The organism is Rhizobium leguminosarum (assembly GCF_001679785.1).
Taxonomy (GTDB): domain Bacteria; phylum Pseudomonadota; class Alphaproteobacteria; order Rhizobiales; family Rhizobiaceae; genus Rhizobium; species Rhizobium leguminosarum_R.
In genome coordinates, this window is the sequence record NZ_CP016286.1 from 4235731 (window position 1) to 4252181 (window position 16451).

Annotated in this window: 17 protein-coding genes; 9 read left to right on the forward strand and 8 right to left on the reverse strand. The window is 62.1% G+C overall.

Translation table 11 applies throughout. The features are described 5' to 3' along the window. Positions 1-4: 4 nt before the first annotated feature. Positions 5-613 (reverse strand): phosphonate C-P lyase system protein PhnH, encoded by a 609-nt coding sequence (gene phnH / locus BA011_RS20555; protein ID WP_065281794.1) that lies wholly within the window; start codon positions 611-613, stop codon positions 5-7. Further along, complete coding sequence (gene phnG / locus BA011_RS20560) at positions 613-1089, reverse strand: phosphonate C-P lyase system protein PhnG (RefSeq protein WP_065281795.1); 477 nt, start codon at positions 1087-1089, stop codon at positions 613-615. Before phnG ends, phnH begins: the two co-directional genes overlap by 1 nt. A 119-nt stretch (positions 1090-1208) precedes the next feature. Here phnG and phnF point away from each other — a divergent pair, with 119 nt between their 5' ends. Beyond that, positions 1209-1946, forward strand: coding sequence for a phosphonate metabolism transcriptional regulator PhnF (gene phnF, locus BA011_RS20565; protein ID WP_065281796.1), 738 nt, complete (start codon positions 1209-1211; stop codon positions 1944-1946). Between the two features lie 37 nt (positions 1947-1983). On the opposite strand, the gene BA011_RS20570 is transcribed toward phnF, so the two are convergent. The 6 genes from BA011_RS20570 to mepA all read right to left on the reverse strand — a co-directional run bounded on the left by BA011_RS20570 (position 1984) and on the right by mepA (position 8002). Then, positions 1984-2619 (reverse strand): 2,3-bisphosphoglycerate-dependent phosphoglycerate mutase, encoded by a 636-nt coding sequence (locus BA011_RS20570; protein WP_065281797.1) that lies wholly within the window; start codon positions 2617-2619, stop codon positions 1984-1986. A gap of 21 nt (positions 2620-2640) precedes the next feature. Beyond that, positions 2641-3465 (reverse strand): 4-hydroxy-tetrahydrodipicolinate reductase, encoded by an 825-nt coding sequence (dapB, locus tag BA011_RS20575; protein ID WP_065281798.1) that lies wholly within the window; start codon positions 3463-3465, stop codon positions 2641-2643. Positions 3466-3480: 15 nt separating this feature from the next. Continuing rightward, on the reverse strand, positions 3481-5268 hold the full coding sequence (locus BA011_RS20580) for an ABC transporter ATP-binding protein (protein ID WP_017962779.1): 1788 nt from the start codon (positions 5266-5268) through the stop codon (positions 3481-3483). A gap of 147 nt (positions 5269-5415) precedes the next feature. Next, positions 5416-6441 carry a glucokinase gene (locus BA011_RS20585; RefSeq protein WP_065281799.1) on the reverse strand — a complete coding sequence of 342 codons (1026 nt, stop codon included), beginning with the start codon at positions 6439-6441 and terminating at the stop codon, positions 5416-5418. 17 nt (positions 6442-6458) lie between these two features. Next, positions 6459-6839, reverse strand: a complete 381-nt coding sequence (locus tag BA011_RS20590) for a methylglyoxal synthase (protein WP_020052384.1) — start codon at positions 6837-6839, stop codon at positions 6459-6461. An 86-nt stretch (positions 6840-6925) separates the two neighbouring features. Next, a complete protein-coding gene (mepA, locus tag BA011_RS20595) occupies positions 6926-8002 on the reverse strand; it encodes a penicillin-insensitive murein endopeptidase (RefSeq protein ID WP_065281800.1) in 1077 nt (358 codons plus the stop codon). 262 nt (positions 8003-8264) lie between these two features. On the opposite strand from mepA, the gene BA011_RS20600 reads away from it, so the two are divergent. The 8 genes from BA011_RS20600 (at position 8265) to BA011_RS20635 (ending at position 16380) form a co-directional block, all read left to right on the forward strand. Continuing rightward, complete coding sequence (locus BA011_RS20600; protein ID WP_065281801.1) at positions 8265-10097, forward strand: extracellular solute-binding protein; 1833 nt, start codon at positions 8265-8267, stop codon at positions 10095-10097. 150 nt (positions 10098-10247) lie between these two features. After that, the gene (locus BA011_RS20605) at positions 10248-11336 is read left to right on the forward strand and encodes a microcin C ABC transporter permease YejB (protein ID WP_017962784.1); all 1089 of its coding nucleotides are present in this window, start codon (positions 10248-10250) and stop codon (positions 11334-11336) included. Continuing rightward, a complete protein-coding gene (locus BA011_RS20610; protein WP_020052388.1) occupies positions 11336-12484 on the forward strand; it encodes an ABC transporter permease in 1149 nt (382 codons plus the stop codon). The genes BA011_RS20605 and BA011_RS20610 overlap by 1 nt, the downstream gene beginning before the upstream one ends. Before the next feature lie 72 nt (positions 12485-12556). After that, positions 12557-12847 carry a hypothetical protein gene (locus BA011_RS20615; protein ID WP_065281802.1) on the forward strand — a complete coding sequence of 97 codons (291 nt, stop codon included), beginning with the start codon at positions 12557-12559 and terminating at the stop codon, positions 12845-12847. Beyond that, entirely contained in the window at positions 12847-13350 is a 504-nt protein-coding gene (locus tag BA011_RS20620; protein ID WP_065281803.1) for a type II toxin-antitoxin system VapC family toxin, read from the forward strand. The genes BA011_RS20615 and BA011_RS20620 overlap by 1 nt, the downstream gene beginning before the upstream one ends. Next, positions 13347-14975 (forward strand): ABC transporter ATP-binding protein, encoded by a 1629-nt coding sequence (locus BA011_RS20625; protein ID WP_065281804.1) that lies wholly within the window; start codon positions 13347-13349, stop codon positions 14973-14975. The genes BA011_RS20620 and BA011_RS20625 overlap by 4 nt, the downstream gene beginning before the upstream one ends. A 9-nt stretch (positions 14976-14984) precedes the next feature. Next, positions 14985-15944: a 2-hydroxyacid dehydrogenase gene (locus BA011_RS20630; RefSeq protein ID WP_065281805.1), complete on the forward strand. Its 960-nt coding sequence runs from the start codon at positions 14985-14987 to the stop codon at positions 15942-15944. Positions 15945-16032: 88 nt separating this feature from the next. After that, positions 16033-16380 (forward strand): hypothetical protein, encoded by a 348-nt coding sequence (locus tag BA011_RS20635; protein ID WP_186806471.1) that lies wholly within the window; start codon positions 16033-16035, stop codon positions 16378-16380. The last annotated feature ends 71 nt before the right edge of the window (positions 16381-16451 follow it).

Here is a 16451-nt window from a genome sequence, read left to right on the forward strand (position 1 = left end):
GAGCTCAGATCTCCGTTGCTGTGATCTTGGTGGTGCGCGGCAGGCAGAGGAAACGCTTGCCCACCGCCAGCACGATGTCGACGCCGCGCGGAAAGAGCGCACGATTCTCGGTCCAGAGCCGCAGGAACGTCTCCGGCAGGCCGATAGGCGCGATCTCCGCCACGCTCTGGATGCCGGGACCCATCAGCGCCAGCCTGCGGCCGCCTTCGAGTTCGGCGAGTTCGATGATGAGGGTCGTCGAGCGGTCGGGATATTCCTGCGTACCTGATGCAAAGAGGCCGAAGGAGGAAAGTGCGGTGCCGGCCTCGGTGAAGGCAAAGCGCGCTTCGGCTTTTTCGGTGGTCAACGACGCGCCGGTATGGAAGCCGAGCCACTCCGGCACGGCGGATTTCGCCAGTCCCTGGGATAGCCAGACGGGCGTGTCGTGGTCGCAAAGCGTCAGTGCGATCGTGCCGGCGGCGATGCCGAGCGGTGCCGGCGGAGCGACATCGGGCTGAACGGTCTGGATCGTGCCGGGGCGGGCCATACCGTCCATCAGCATCTTGAAGACGCTTTGGGCATGGAAGACCGGCTCGGCAAAGCCGCCGGTCAGAGCTTCTGTCTTCAGACCCATCAGTTGTCTCCCCGCACCATGGTGAAGAAATCGACGCGGGTTGCCGCCGTCTCGTCCGCCTTGCGGCGTTCGGCATCGGCGATCCGCTCAGTGATCGGTAAAAGCAGGGCCCGTTCGACGAAGTCCTTCGTCGCTTCCTCCTGCCAGAGCGCGTCGAAGATCGCCGCAAGCCTGGCCTTCTCGCGATCGGTGCCGAGCGCCTGCGCATGGCCGACCGAGCCGGAGTCGAGCCGGACGGTCGCCCGCGTCACGGTCACTTCCCCCAGGTTGAAGGGAGCGCCGCCGCCGCCGATGCGTCCGCGCACCATCACCAGCCCGGTTTCCGGTCCGCGCACCGGATGGGCCACAGGCTTTTCCGGCAGCGCATCGAAGACCGCCAAGAGTTCGCTGCGCTCCGCCCGCGCCAGCAGATCGGCGGCGCGTTTGCGCCCGGATGCCGTCTGTGACGCAGCGTCTGTCCTGTCCGCTGATATCATCGCCGCTTCCCTTAAAATGTCTATTGATATAGACAACCATACAAGATACACTTAGCTCTAAATCGATGTCGTGACAAGCGTGTGACATCGTCGGGGTGAAATGGCAGGGCAGGGGTGGAATGGCGGGATTGAAGCAGGTGCAAAGGCAAACGGGGGTGGCGCTCTGGCGCCAGATCGCCGATCGGATTCGCGAGGCGATCAGCAGCGGAACCTATGACGAAACGGGAATGGTGCCGCCGGAAACCGTGCTGGCGCTGCAATTCGGCGTCAACCGGCATACGGTGCGCAGCGCGCTGGCGGCGCTGGCGCAGGAAGGTATCGTCCGTGCGGTACAAGGTCGCGGCACGCTGATCGAGCGCAAGGAGCGGCTAAATTTTCCGATCACCAGGCGCACGCGCTTCACCGCCGGCATCGGCGATCAGGCCCGTGAAATGCGCGGCCTTCTGCTCGATGAGGCGAAGGAGGAGGCGAGTGCCGAGATCGCCCGCTGGCTGGGCCTGAAGCAAGGAGAACAGGTGATCCGCCTGGAAACATTGCGCCAGGCAGATAAGCGGCCGGTTTCAAGGGCGACGAGCTGGTTTCCCGCCAGGCGCTTTGCCGGTATCGGTGAGGCTTACCGGACGGGGGAATCGATCACCAAGGCTTTCGCCGAACTCGGCCTGCCGGATTATGTGCGCGCCACGACAGAGGTGACGGCCGCCCATGCCAGTGCGGCCGATATGGCCGACCTCGAACTCACCCCCGGCGCAATCCTTCTGATCGCCAAGGCGATGAATACCGACCTTGAGGGTGTGCCGGTACAATATTCGATCAGCCGCTTCGCGGCCGACCGGGTGCAGTTCACGATCGAGAACTGAGCGCCTTTCCCCGCCGTAGCGGGGAAAGATCGGCTGATCAATGCGCGCCCGACATGTCGCCGAGCACTTCCTTGGACGCGACTGTGGAATCCGCCTTCAGCGTGTAGACCATCGGCACGCCGGTCGCGAGATTGAGGGCAAGCACGCCTTCGCGGGTGAGCTTGTCGAGCACCATCACCAGCGAGCGCAGCGAATTGCCGTGCGCGGCAACCAGCACCTTCTCGCCCCTGAGCACGCGCGGCAGGATTTCTGTGAGGTAGTAGGGCCAGACGCGGGCGCCGGTGTCACGCAGGCTTTCACCGCCGGGAGGCGGCACGTCATACGAGCGGCGCCAGATATGCACCTGCTCCTCGCCCCATTTGGCGCGCGCATCGTCCTTGTTGAGGCCCGAGAGGTCGCCGTAGTCGCGCTCGTTCAGCGCCTGGTCGCGGATCGTCAGGAGATCGGGCTGGCCGACCTTGTCGAGGATGAGCTTCAGTGTGTGCTGCGCGCGCACCAGCACCGAGGTATAGGCGACGTCGAATTTGATTCCGTATTCGGCGAGCGCCGCACCGCCCGCATTGGCTTCTTGGATGCCGAGTTCCGTCAGATCGGGATCCTTCCAGCCGGTGAAGAGATTCTTCAGGTTCCAGTCACTCTGGCCGTGGCGAACGAGGACGAGGGTACCGCTCATGAATATGCCTCCGTAGTATCGTTATGAGGAAGAAAGCCCGAGCACGTCGAGCATGGAATAGAGACCCGGCTTCTTGTCGCGCGCCCAGAGCGCCGCCCTGATGGCGCCGCGCGCAAAGATCGAGCGGTCGGCCGCACTGTGCGACAGGGTGACGATTTCGCCTTCTCCGGCAAAAAGCACGGAATGTTCGCCGATGACGGAGCCGCCGCGCAGCGTCGCAAAGCCGATCGTGCCCGCTTCGCGGGCGCCGGTATGGCCGTCGCGCACCCGGACCGATTGCGAGGCAAGATCGATGCCGCGCCCCTTTGCCGCGGCCTCGCCGAAGAGAAGGGCGGTGCCGGAAGGCGCATCCACCTTGTGCTTGTGGTGCATTTCCAGGATCTCGATATCCCAGTCATCAGGATCGAGCGCACGCGCTGCCTGCTCTGCGAGCACGCTGAGCAGATTGACCCCGAGGCTCATATTGCCAGACTTGACGATGCGGGCATGGCGGGCCGCCGCGGCGATCTTGGCATTGTCGTCGGGTAAACAGCCCGTCGTGCCGATGACATGGACGACGCGGGCCTGCGCGGCGAGGCCTGAAAATTCCACCGTTGCGGCAGGCGAGGTGAAGTCGAGCACGCCTTCGGCATCGAGAAAAGCGTTGAGCGGATCGTCGCCGATGATGACACCGGTCGGGCCGAGACCGGCGATCTCGCCGGCATCCTTGCCGACGAAGGGCGAGCCGGCGCGCTCGACCGCGGCATGCAGGTTCACGCCCTCGATGGAATGGATGAGCCGGATCAGCGTCTGCCCCATGCGTCCTGCTGCGCCGACCACCACCAGTTTCATCGCAGCATCTCTCATGTCAGTCTCGCCAGATCAGTTTGAATCGGAGGCCGAAGGCCTCTGCAGGTTGTTGAGGCGAGCGTAAAGACCGTCGCTGACCTTCGCAAGCGTCTCGTGATTGCCTTCCTCGACGACGCGACCCTGCTGCATGACGACGATCTTGTCGGCCCGCACCACGGTCGAAAGCCGATGGGCGATGACGACGACGGTGCGTCCGCTCATCGCTTCGTCGAGCGCTTTCTGCACGGCCGCCTCGGATTCCGTGTCGAGGGCCGAGGTCGCCTCGTCGAGAAGCAGGATCGGCGCATTGCGCACCAAAGCGCGCGCGATCGATAGCCGCTGGCGCTGGCCACCTGAAAGCGTCACGCCGTTCTCACCGACCGGTGTCTCGTAACCCTGCGGCTGTGCCGAGATGAAGTCATGCGCATAGGCAAGCCGGGCGGCCTCTTCCACCTCGGCATCGGTCGCTTCCGGCCGGCCATAGCGGATATTGTCGCGGATCGTGCCCTCGAACAGATAGGGCTGCTGCGAGACATAGGCGAGCTGCTGGCGCAGCGACTTCTTGGTGATGTGGGCGATGTCCTGTCCGTCGATCAGGATTTCGCCCTCGCGCGGATCGTAGAAGCGCGGAATGAGGCTGATGACGGTGGATTTGCCGGCGCCGGAGGGACCGACCAGCGCTGTGGTCGCGCCGCCCTCGGCGGTGAAACTGACGCCGCTGAGCACGCTCTCATTGCCGTAGGCGAAGGAAACATTGCGGAATTCGATCCTTGCCTGCGTCACCGTCAGCGGCCGGGCATCCGGCAGGTCCCGCTGGCGCGGTTCCATGTCGAGCAGTTCATAGATCATCCGAGCATTGACGACGGCGCGCTCCATCTGCACCTGCAGGCGGGCAAGCCGGCGGGCCGGGTCATAGGCAAGCAGCAGCGCCGTGACGAAGGAGAAGAAGGCGCCAGGCGGCACATTGAAGTAGATCGAGCGGTAGGCGGCATAGGCAAGCACGCTGGCGACGGCAAAGCCTGCGAAGCTTTCCGTCAGCGGCGATGTGCGTTCGGAAAGCCGGGCAATCCGGTTCGCCCGGCTTTCGGCGCCCTTGATGAGCTTGTTGACCTTGCGTTCCAGTTCTTCTTCCATCGTGAAGGCTTTCACGATGGCGATGCCCTGGATCGTCTCCTGCATGGCGCCGAGAACGTGGCTGTTCAGATGCACCGCCTCGCGGGTCGCCGAGCGCAGCCGCTTGGAAACATAGCGCAGTGCATAGAGTAGCGGCGGCGCCATGATGAACACGGCAAGGCTGAGCAGCGGATCCTGGATGATCATCACTGCGAGCAGCGAAACGAAGGTCAGCAGGTCGCGCACCGTCGAGGTGATCGTCAGGTTGAGCACGTCGCGGATGCCGCTGACATTCTGGCTCACCTGCGCGGCGATATGGGCCGAGCGCGCCTCGCTGAAGAAGCCGACCGAAAGCGTCATCAGATGCGCATAGAGCCGGCGCTGGTAACGGGCGACGATATCGTTGCCGACCCTGGAAAGCGCCACCGCCTGGCCATAGCTTGCAAAACCGCGCAGCACGAAGGCGATGAAGATCGAAAGACAGATGATCCAGACGACGTCGGCGCGCCGATTGGCGAAGGCCTCGTCGATGATTGCCCGCATGATCCAGGCGGTAAACGCCGTCGAAAGCGCCACCACGATGAGGCAAGCGATCGCAAAGACATAGCCCCACAGATGGTCGCGGCCGTTTTCAGCGATGATGCGCTTCAGGATGCCGGTTACGGTATCGCTGCTGACGCTCTGCGTTCTGCTTTCCGCCGCTTCCAAATAGGGTTTCCTGTCTCGGGCCAAGCGCCCCGCGAGGGCGACACGCACTTTTGCCGGGGTCTATAAAGAGTTGGGACCGGTTTGGCTAGAGCGCCGCGCGTCCAGATGGGACGCGCCAAGAACGCTCTATTGCCTTGCATGCCGAGGTTAGCGCCGCCAGCGGCGGCCTTCCGTCGAGACGCCGAAATTCGCCGGCATGCGCGCATAGGAGGAAAGCCCGGCGAGCGCTGCCAGCGGATGCGTCACCACATAGGTCGGGATGGTGCGAAGCAGCGCCGTATGCGGCGCCTTGTCCTCGAAGGCGATGCGGAATTCCGGCTTCTTCAGCGCCGGGATGATCTTCTGCGAAATCCCGCCTGAGAGATAGACGCCGCCGCGCGCCATGAACACCATCGCCATGTCACCCGCCACGCGGCCGAGATAGGTGGCAAACAGCGAGACGGTCTCCATGGCTGCCTTGTCGCTGCCGGCAAGCGCGTGCGAGGTGATGTCGGCGGGATCCTTCATCGTCGGCTCGATGCCGTCGACCACGCAGATGGCGTGATAGAGGTTGACGAGGCCGCGCCCGCAGAGAATCTGCTCAGCCGAAACGCGGCCTTCGATCGTCTCGATATGCGGGAAGATTTCATAATCGCGCTTGCTGCGCGGCCCGAGATCGACATGGCCACCTTCGCCGGGAACCGGGATCCAGCTGTGCTGGGCATGCACGAGCCCGCCGACGCCGAGGCCGGTGCCCGGTCCGAGCACGACGCGGGAGGCGATCATGTCGCCGGTGGCGTCGCCGATGCGTTCGCGGTTTTCATCCGAAAGCGCGGCGATTGCCAGCGCCTGCGCCTCGAAATCGTTGACGACGAGCACATCCTCCATGCCGAGGCCCTCGATCATCGTCTTCGGCCGCACCACCCAGTCGCAATTGGTCAGCGGGATCTCGTCGTCGTTGATCGGGCCGGCGACGGCCAGGATCGCCGAGCGCGGCTGCACGGCGGTCTTGTCGAGCACGCCTTGCTGGATCGCTTCGTCGATCGTGGCGAAATCAGCCGTGCGCACGTTCGGAAACTGCTTCGGTTCGGCATAGGCATCGGTCAGGATGGAGAAGCGGGCATTCGTGCCGCCGATATCGCCGATCAGGATCGGGAAAGGCAGCGGAGCGGTGCTGTTGTTCGGTTTTGGCATGGCCGGTTCCGTGCTGATCAGGCTTTAAGTGTAGGAAGAAGTTTTATAGCGGTCGCGTGGTTGAGCGCCATCGGAATATCGTAGACGATCGCCAGCCGCATCAGCGCCTTCACGTCGACATCGTGCGGCATCGGCGTCAAAGGGTCGACGAAGAAGATCAGGGCGTCGACCTCGCCGGTCGAAATCAGCGCGCCGATCTGCTGGTCGCCGCCGAGCGGCCCGCTTTTCAGCCTGACAACGTCAAGATCGGGAGCGGCGTCGAGCACCCGCCCGCCGGTCGTGCCCGTGGCGACGATCTTCCAGCGCGAGAGAATGTCCCGGTTGGCGCGGGCGAACGCCGCCATGTCGTCCTTCTTCTGGTCATGCGCGATCAGCGCAAGGCATTTGCCGCCGGCCATGAAGTGAATCTCCGCCCCAACAATTCAATCGATTTGACCGCTGTATACCAAGAATTTGCGATTTGAAAGACAGAGCATCCGCCCCTTCATTGGATCGCCGGCTTGTCGTTCGGAACCGGGCCGACATCCGGTAACGCGCCATCGGTGCCCTCAGCCGACGCGGCTGCCGGAGCGGCGGCGAGTGCGCTTGCGGCGGAGGGTCCACCATAGGTGGCGGCCTGCATCGAAGCAACGGAAGCGGCATTGAGCACGGCGGCGCAAGCGTTGGGCAGATCGGTGACCATCATCTCACGCGGCGGCTTCGGCGGCTTGGCGCCGGGCTTGGGCGGTTTCGGCGGCGCCCAAGGCGTCGGCGTGAACCAATAGGCGAGCGACTTGTCGCAGCCGTCGCCGGCGGGAACAGGAGCTTGCGGCGTGCATCCGGCAGCGCCCGGCGGGCATTTGATGCGGATGTGGAAATGCGAGTCATGGCCGTATATTGGCCGGAGCTTACCAAGGTTGGTGCGGTCGCCGGCCCAGGTGTCGCACATCTTCTTCTTGATCGCCGGATTGACGAAGATGCGCTCCACTTCGGGATAGCTCGCCGCCAGCATCAAAAGCCGCGCGTGCGATTGCGTCCACACCTTAGGGTCGACGGTCAGGAACTTGCCCTTCTGCAGCATGGTGGTGAAGGGCAGATACTGGCGCTCCTCGGCCGTCATGCGGCGCGCCGGCATCGGGCTAAACCAGATATCGGCATCGAGGCCAATCTGGTGCGAGGAATGGCCGTTGAGCATCGGCCCGCCGCGTGGTTGCGCGATATCGCCGACAAGGATGCCCGGCCAGCCGGCATATTTGACCGCATCCTGCGAAAACCGCTCCAAGAGCGCGATCATGGCCGGATTGCCCCAGCGACGGTTGCGCGAAAGCCGCATCGCCTGCCAGGTCGGCCCGTCGGTCGGCAGCGCCACCGCACCCGTCATGCAGCCCTTTGCGTAAAAGCCGATCGGCTGTGCCGGCCCCTGCGTCGGCAGGCCGACGGCGCCGAACTGCCCCTTGGCGCTGCCCGGGCTCGGCGTCTTCTGCTCAGCGCCGACGTCGCCAACGGCAAGGCCTGCGCCGATCGCGCCGGCGAGCGCCAGTGTGCCTAATGTCCTGAAAGCCTGGGCGAAGCCGAAAGCCATGCTGTTCCCTTGATTCGATGTCGAAGTGATTTGCACTCGAATCTATCCTGAAAAGCGATTTTGGTGAATCGATGATTTGCTGGACGGGCGCAGCAGGGGCCGGTGACGGAACGCCGCAGCGCCTCAGGCATTGACAGGAGCTGACCTTTGACAGGAGCTGGTGGCTCAAAATTTCGCGAGCCCGGCAAAAACCAGACTCTCTCCTGTTTTTCGCCCCTATTTCTCGTATTGTCGTATCCATCAATATTCAGGGGAAATGGGAATGGCGGCTTTGTGGTCGAAAATCGGTCTGTTTCTGTCGCTTGCGGGTGTTCTGGCGCCGCGGACGGCATTGGCTGAGGGCCAGCCGTTTCAGATCGGAAGCTCGGTCATCAGCGAGATGAAGTACAAGCCGGGCTTTACTCATTTCGACTATGTGAACCCTAATGCCCCGAAGGGTGGAGACCTGCGCCTCTCCGCGAGCGGCGCCTTCGACACCTTCAACCCGGTACTTGCCAAAGGCCAAGTGGGAGTAGGCCTGACGCTCGTTTACGACACCTTGATGAAGGCGGCAGATGACGAGCTGCTTGTCTCCTACGGCTTGCTCGCCGAAGGGCTGTCCTTCCCCGCCGACGTCTCGAGCGCAACCTTTCGCCTGCGTAAGGAGGCAAAATGGGCAGATGGTCAGCCGGTAACGCCCGAGGATGTCATCTTCAGCCTGGACAAGACCATGGAGCTAAACCCCCTTACCGCGAACTACTACCGGCACGTGGTGAAGGCCGAAAAGACCGGTGATCGCGACGTCACCTTCACTTTCGACGAGAAGAACAACCGGGAGCTCCCGAATATTCTCGGCCAGTTGGTGGTCGTGCCGAAACATTGGTGGGAGGCGCAGGGACCGGACGGCAAGCCACGCGATATCTCAAAGACGACGCTCGAGCCCGTGATGGGTTCGGGACCGTATAAGATCGTATCCTTCTCGCCCGGCGCGACGATCCGCTACGAATTGCGCGATGACTATTGGGGCAAGGACCTCAATGTGAATGTCGGCCAGAACAATTTCCGCAATGTCATCTACACCTATTTTGGTGATCGGGATGTCGAGTTCGAAGCGTTTCGTGCTGGCAATAGCGACTATTGGCAGGAGACCACGGCCGCTCGCTGGGCGACGGGATATGATTTTCCCGCGGTGAAGGAAGGACGCGTCCAGAAGGAAGAGGTCGCAAATCCGCTGCGCGCCACCGGAATCCTGCAGGCTCTCGTGCCCAATATGCGGCGTGACCTCTTTAAGGATGAGCGGGTACGCGAGGCACTGAATTACGGTTTCGACTTCGAGGAGTTGAACCGCACGGTTGCCTTCAACAGCTACAAGCGTATCGACAGCTATTTCTGGAATACCGAGCTCGCCTCCTCCGGCCTGCCGCAGGGGCGTGAGTTGGAAATACTGCAGGGCATGAAGGACAAGGTTCCGCCCGAGGTCTTCACGACGCCCTATACCAATCCCGTCGGCGGCGACCCGCAGAAAAGCCGCGACAATCTCCGCAAGGCTATTGCGCTTCTGAAGGAAGCGGGGTGGGAGCTGAAGGGCAATCGCATGGTCAATACCAAGACTGGCGAGCCAATGAGTTTCGAGATCCTCTTGTCGAGCCCCATGCTGGAGCGCTGGGCGGTGCCCTATGCCAGCAATCTCAAGAAAATCGGCATAGATGCGCGCGTGCGGACGGTCGACGCCTCGCAGGCCGTCAATCGCGAACGCAGCTTCGATTACGACATGATCTGGAATGTCTGGGCGCAGACGATGAACCCTGGCAACGAACAGTCCGACTATTGGGGCTCCGGTTCGGTCAATCAGCAGGGGTCTCAAAATTACGCAGGCATTGCCAATCCGGCTGTCGATGAGCTCATCCGCATGATCATCTTCGCGCCGAACCGCGATGAACAGGTCGCGGCGATCAAGGCGATGGACAGGGTACTGCTTGCAAACCACTACGTCATCCCGCTGTTCTACCGCGGTACCCAGAACATCGTCTATTGGAACACGATCACCCATCCCGCCGAATTCCCGGCCTATAGCCTGGGCTTCCCCGATGCCTGGTGGTCGACCTCGGCGAAATGAGCGGGCTTGCATTGAAGGCGGCCTCGGCTCCAAATGGCGCAAGCGAATCACGACAAGCCGGTACGGCCGGCAAGGGAAGGCTGGCGGATTGAGCAGCATCGGACTGGACGGCAGGCAGACAAGAAGAAGATTTCCGGAGGCTGAAGGCTGATGGGCGCCTATGTCATTCGCCGCCTGCTTCTGATGATCCCGACCATCGTCGGCATCATGGCGATTTCCTTCATCGTCATTCAATTCGCGCCGGGTGGCCCGGTCGAGCAGGTGATCGCCCAATTGACCGGCCAGGCCGATGGCGCCGATCAGCGCCTGTCCGGTGGCGGTGACCTGATGGGTGACGGAGGAGGGGACGAAGGCTCCAGATATCGCGGCGCCCAAGGGCTCGATCCTGAACTGATCGCCAAGCTCGAAAAACAGTTCGGCTTCGACAAGCCGCCGCTGACGCGTTTCGGCGAGATGATGTGGAATTACATCCGCTTCGATTTCGGCGAGAGCTTCTTCCGCAACACCTCCGTGCTCGACCTCATCAAGGAGAAGCTGCCGGTGTCGATCTCGCTCGGCATCTGGATCCTGATCTTCTCCTATGCGATTTCCATCCCGCTCGGCATTCGCAAGGCGGTCAAGGACGGATCGACCTTCGACGTCTGGACCTCGGGCGTCATCGTCGTCGGCTACGCCGTCCCGAGCTTCCTCTTCGGCATTCTGCTGATCGTGCTTTTCGCCGGCGGCTCCTTCTACGACTGGTTTCCGCTGCGGGGCCTGGTTTCCGACAATTTCGATCAGCTCGCCTGGTGGCAGAAGCCGCTCGATTATTTCTGGCACCTCACCCTGCCGCTGATCTCGCTTTCGCTTGCAGCCTTCGCGACGACGACCTTGCTGACCAAGAATTCCTTCATCGAGGAAATCAAGAAGCAGTATGTCGTCACCGCCCGCGCCAAGGGTCTGAATGAGCGGCAGGTGCTTTACGGCCATATTTTCCGCAATGCCATGCTGATCATCATCGCCGGTTTCCCCGGCGCCTTCATCTCCGCCTTCTTCACCGGATCGCTGCTGATCGAAAATATCTTCTCGCTCGATGGCCTCGGCCGTCTCGGCTATCTCTCTGTGGTCAACCGGGATTATCCGATCGTCTTCGCCACACTCTACATCTTCTCGCTGCTCGGTCTGTTCGTCAGCTTGATTTCGGACCTGATCTACACCTGGATCGATCCGCGCATCGATTTCGAGCGGAGGGATGTCTGATGGACGCCGCCGCAAATCCTGTCACTGCAACCCCCGTCAAGCCGCCGCGCAAGGGGCTGCTGTCGCCGACCAACATCCGTCGCTGGAAGAATTTCCGGGCGAACGGCCGCGGCTACTGGTCGCTGTGGCTTTTCCTGCTGCTGTTCGGGCTCAGCCTGTTTGCAGAATTCCTCGCCAACGACCGGCCGGTCATCGCCTCCTACAAGGGCGAAATCCTGTTTCCCGTGCTGATCGACTATCCCGAGGAGAAGTTCGGCGGCTTCCTCGCAGAAACCGACTACCGCTCCTCCGTCATTGCCGACGAGATCAACGCCAACGGCTGGATGATCTGGCCGCCGATCCGTTATTCCTACCGCTCGGTCAATTCGAACATTCCGCATTCGGCGCCGACCGCCCCGTTCTGGCTGATGACGAAAGAGGAGCGTTGCGCCGGCTATCCGCAAGGGATGAACGATCCCGCCTGCACCCTCGGCAATCTCAACTGGCTCGGCACCGATGACCAGGCCCGAGACGTGCTCGCCCGCGTCATCTATGGTTTCCGCATATCGGTGCTCTTCGGCCTGGCGCTCACCATCTGCTCGGCGATCATCGGCGTCACGGCAGGTGCGGTGCAGGGCTATTTCGGCGGCTGGACCGACCTCCTGCTGCAGCGTCTCATCGAAATCTGGTCGTCGATGCCGGTGCTTTACATCCTGCTGATCATCGCCGCCATTCTGCCGCCAGGCTTCTTCGTGCTGCTCGGCATCATGCTGCTCTTTTCCTGGGTCGGTTTCGTCGGCATCGTGCGCGCCGAATTCCTGCGCGCCCGTAATTTCGAATATGTCCGCGCCGCCCGCGCGCTCGGCGTCAACAACCGCACCATCATGTGGCGGCACATGCTGCCGAACGCCATGGTCGCGACGCTGACCTTCCTGCCCTTCATTCTATCCGGATCGATCACGACGCTGACTTCGCTCGATTTCCTCGGCTTCGGAATGCCGCCCGGCTCCCCTTCGCTCGGCGAGATGATCGCCCAGGGCAAGACCAACCTGCAGGCGCCGTGGCTCGGGCTGACGGCCTTCTTCACCATGTCGATCATGCTTTCCCTGCTGATCTTCATCGGCGAAGCCGTGCGCGATGCTTTCGATCCGAGGAAGACGTTTCAATGATTGGAGTCATCTCGTCATTTCCAGGCGTTCAGACTAAGGTTAGGTATGACGCAACTTTTGAGGCACAGGCCGATGAACAAGATCGTGTTTGAGCATTATCCTGCATCGAAGCTGCCGGAAGAACTCCGAAAGGGCCTGGAGAAAGACGCCATGGTGCGGGTGGTGATCGAGGAGGAAGCCAAGGGCGAGGGGAGAGACCCTTTTCCCGGTTTCAGAATCCTGCCGAAGATTGAGCGGAAGCCGATGACCACAGGCGAAACCCTCGCCGCCATTCGGCGCATAAAAGCGGAAGACAGGCCGTCGGTGACTGCCGAGGAAGCGGTCGCCAGAATTCGCCGGCTGCGGGATGAATGGGACGATTGATGCAAGGTGTCAGTAGAATTTATCTCGACACGAATATTTTCATCATGGCATTCGAGAGGCGGGACGAGACGAGTGATCGCCTCGCTCAACTGCTTGCCGCCGGCGATGCTGATGCCGAGCCGAGATTCGTGACGAGTGAGCTCACGCTGTCCGAGCTTCTGGTGACACCGTATCGTCAGAATGACGACAGCCTGATCGATGCGTATGAAGGGCTGATCCTGACGAGCAGCTGGCTTGAAGTGCTCCCGATCGTTCCACCCACGCTTCGATATGCTGCTGTCCTGCGGTCTCAATATGGCAGCCTGAAATTACTGGACGCCATTCATCTATCGACGGCCATCGGCGCAAACTGTTCGCATATCCTGACGGACGATCGGGGAATAAAGGACGAATACCGGCTCACGCATCAGAGATATGGGCGGACAGCGGAAGCTCGGCCCTTGACCATTCTTCGTCCGGATGAGCCCACTCTTTCCTCCCTCCTGAAAAGTCTGCCCGAATGACAGAACCGCTCCTTTCCGTCCGCGATCTCTCTGTTGCCTTTCATCAGGGCGGCGAAACCTCGCTCGCTGTCGATCACATTTCTTTCGATATCGCCAAAGGCGAGGTCGTGGCGCTCGTCGGCGAATCCGGCTCCGGCAAGTCGGTCTCGGCCAATTCGATCCTGCGGCTTCTGCCTTACCCCTCCGCAAGCCACCCCTCCGGCGAAATCCTCTTCAAGGGCAAGGACCTTTTGAAGGCGTCGGAGCGGGCCCTGCGGGAAGTGCGCGGCAACGACATCACCATGATCTTCCAGGAGCCGATGACCTCGCTCAATCCGCTTCATACGATCGAGAAGCAAATCGCCGAGATCCTCGCTCTGCACCAAGGCCTTACCGGCCAGCCGGCGCGTGAGCGCGTGCTGGAGTTGCTGAACCAGGTCGGCATCCGCGAACCGGAAAAGCGGTTGAAGGCCTATCCGCACGAACTGTCAGGCGGCCAGCGCCAGCGCGTCATGATCGCCATGGCGCTCGCCAACCGGCCGGAGCTGCTGATCGCCGACGAGCCGACCACGGCGCTTGACGTCACCGTGCAGGCGCAGATACTCGAATTGCTCCGGCAGTTGAAGGCCGTCCACGGCATGTCGCTGCTGTTCATCACCCATGATCTCGGCATCGTCCGAAAATTCGCCGATCGCGTCTGCGTCATGACCAAGGGCAAGATTGTCGAAACCGGGACGGTCGCGGAGGTCTTCGCCAATCCCAAGCACGACTATACCCGCCACCTTCTCGCTTCCGAACCACGTGGCGAGCCGCCGCTGGCCGATCCGTCGAAACCATTGGTGATGGAAGGTTCCGATATCCGCGTCTGGTTCCCGATCAAATCAGGGCTGATGCGCCGCGTCGTTGATCACGTGAAGGCGGTCGATGGCATCGATCTTTCGTTGCGCGCCGGCCAGACGCTCGGCGTCGTCGGCGAATCCGGTTCCGGCAAGACCACACTCGGCCTGGCGCTCACCCGGCTGATCTCCTCGCAAGGGCGAATTGCCTTTGTCGGCAAGGATATAGCCGGCTATTCATTCAGCGAGATGCGGCCGCTGCGCAACCAGCTGCAGGTCGTCTTCCAGGATCCCTATGGATCGCTGAGCCCCCGCATGTCGGTCGGCGACATCGTCGCCGAAGGGCTGAAGGTGCATGAGCGCTCGCTGACATCAGAAGAACGCGACCAGCGCGTCTGCTGGGCGCTGGAGGAGGTGGGTCTCGATCCCCTGACCCGCTGGCGTTACCCGCACGAATTCTCCGGCGGCCAGCGCCAGCGCATCGCCATTGCCCGGGCCATGGTACTGAAGCCGCGCTTCGTCATGCTCGACGAGCCGACCTCCGCGCTCGACATGAGCGTGCAGGCCCAGGTGGTCGATCTCCTGCGCGATCTGCAGAAGAAGCACGATCTCGCCTATCTCTTCATCAGCCACGACCTGAAGGTGGTGAAGGCGCTCGCCAACGACGTCATCGTCATGCGTTTCGGCAAGGTAGTGGAGCAGGGCCCGTCAGCGGAAATCTTCCGCGCGCCGAAGGCCGATTACACAAGGGCGCTGATGGCCGCCGCTTTCAACATCGAGGCGGTGCCGACACCCGCCGTACAGCAATAAAAGAAGATCATGCCCACCCGTCCTCCCGTTCTCGTCGATATCAAGTTCAATCCCGAAGGCATCGCCCGCGTGCTGAAGAGCGCCTTTGCCGACCGCGGCAGCATCAATATCGCCGATCCGGGCAATCGGACTCGCGATCTCCGCGAGGTCGAATACGCGCTTCTCTGGAAACCGGATGCCGACCTTTTCGCGCGGGCGCCGAACCTGAAAGTGATCTTCTCGGGAGGCGCCGGCGTCGACCATATCATCGGCTTGGACGGCCTGCCTGAGATCCCGATCGTGCGCTTCGTCGACCGCAGCCTGACGACCCGCATGAGCGAATGGGTGGTCATGCAATGCCTGATGCATTTGCGCGGGCAATACGCCCATGACACCCACCAGCGGCAGCGTGAGTGGGCCAAGCTGATCGCGCCGGAGGCAGCAGAAGTGACGGTCGGCGTCATGGGCCTCGGCATTCTCGGGCAGGATGCGGTCGCCAAGCTGAGAGTGATGGGGTTCAACGTCATCGGCTGGTCACGCAGCCGCAAGCAGATCGATGGCGTCGAAACCTTCGATGCCAGCGAGTTGGATAATTTCCTCGCAAGGACCGACATCCTCGTCGGCCTGCTGCCGCTGACGCCTGAAACATCAGGCTTCCATGACGCCCGGCTATTTGCGAAGCTGCGCCGCAACGGCGCGCTCGGGAAGCCGGTCTTCATCAATGCCGGCCGCGGCAAGAGCCAGGTCGAGGCCGATATCGTGTCCGCCATCCGTGACGGCACCCTCGGCGGCGCTTCCCTCGATGTCTTCGAGGCCGAGCCGCTTGCACCGGACAACCCGTTGTGGGAATTGCAGAACGTCTTCATCACGCCGCACGACGCGGCCGTCTCCGAAGAAAACGCGCTGTTCCGTCATGTCGAGACGCAGATCGCCCGTTTCGAGCGCGGCGAGCCGCTGCAATTCGTGGTCGACCGCGCCGCCGGCTATTGAGCTTTCGGAACCTTCCAGACAGCCACCCGTTTCTTCTGCGGAAATTCTTCGCGGCCGGATCGGCCCGTCAAGACAGCGGAAGGAGACGATGATGGCCCATCAGACCGATACACGCTGGGAAAAGTCGGATGGCAAGCTTCATAAGGAGGAGCAGATCCCGCCGGTGAAGGCAAGGCAGGGACGCATGGGTTATCGCATCCTGACGGTGCTGATCGTCGCGTTGGTGCTTGCCTTCGTAGTCTGGATCCCGGTCGAAATCTGGGGTAATCGCGAGGCAGACGAAGTGGCACCGCAACAGCCGGGTCAGCAGCTCCAGTCGCAGCAGCCTGCTCCGGCTCCCGCGCCGGCGCTGCAGAACGGGACGGCCGTTCCGACCGAAACGCCGAACACCACGCCGGCCGCTCCGAATGTGGCGCCCGCAACGCCGGCCCAATAATCTTGAGCAAAGACCATGTTCCCGTCCCGCCGCCACACTACGGCGGGACGCTTATTGTTTTGTCTGGACTT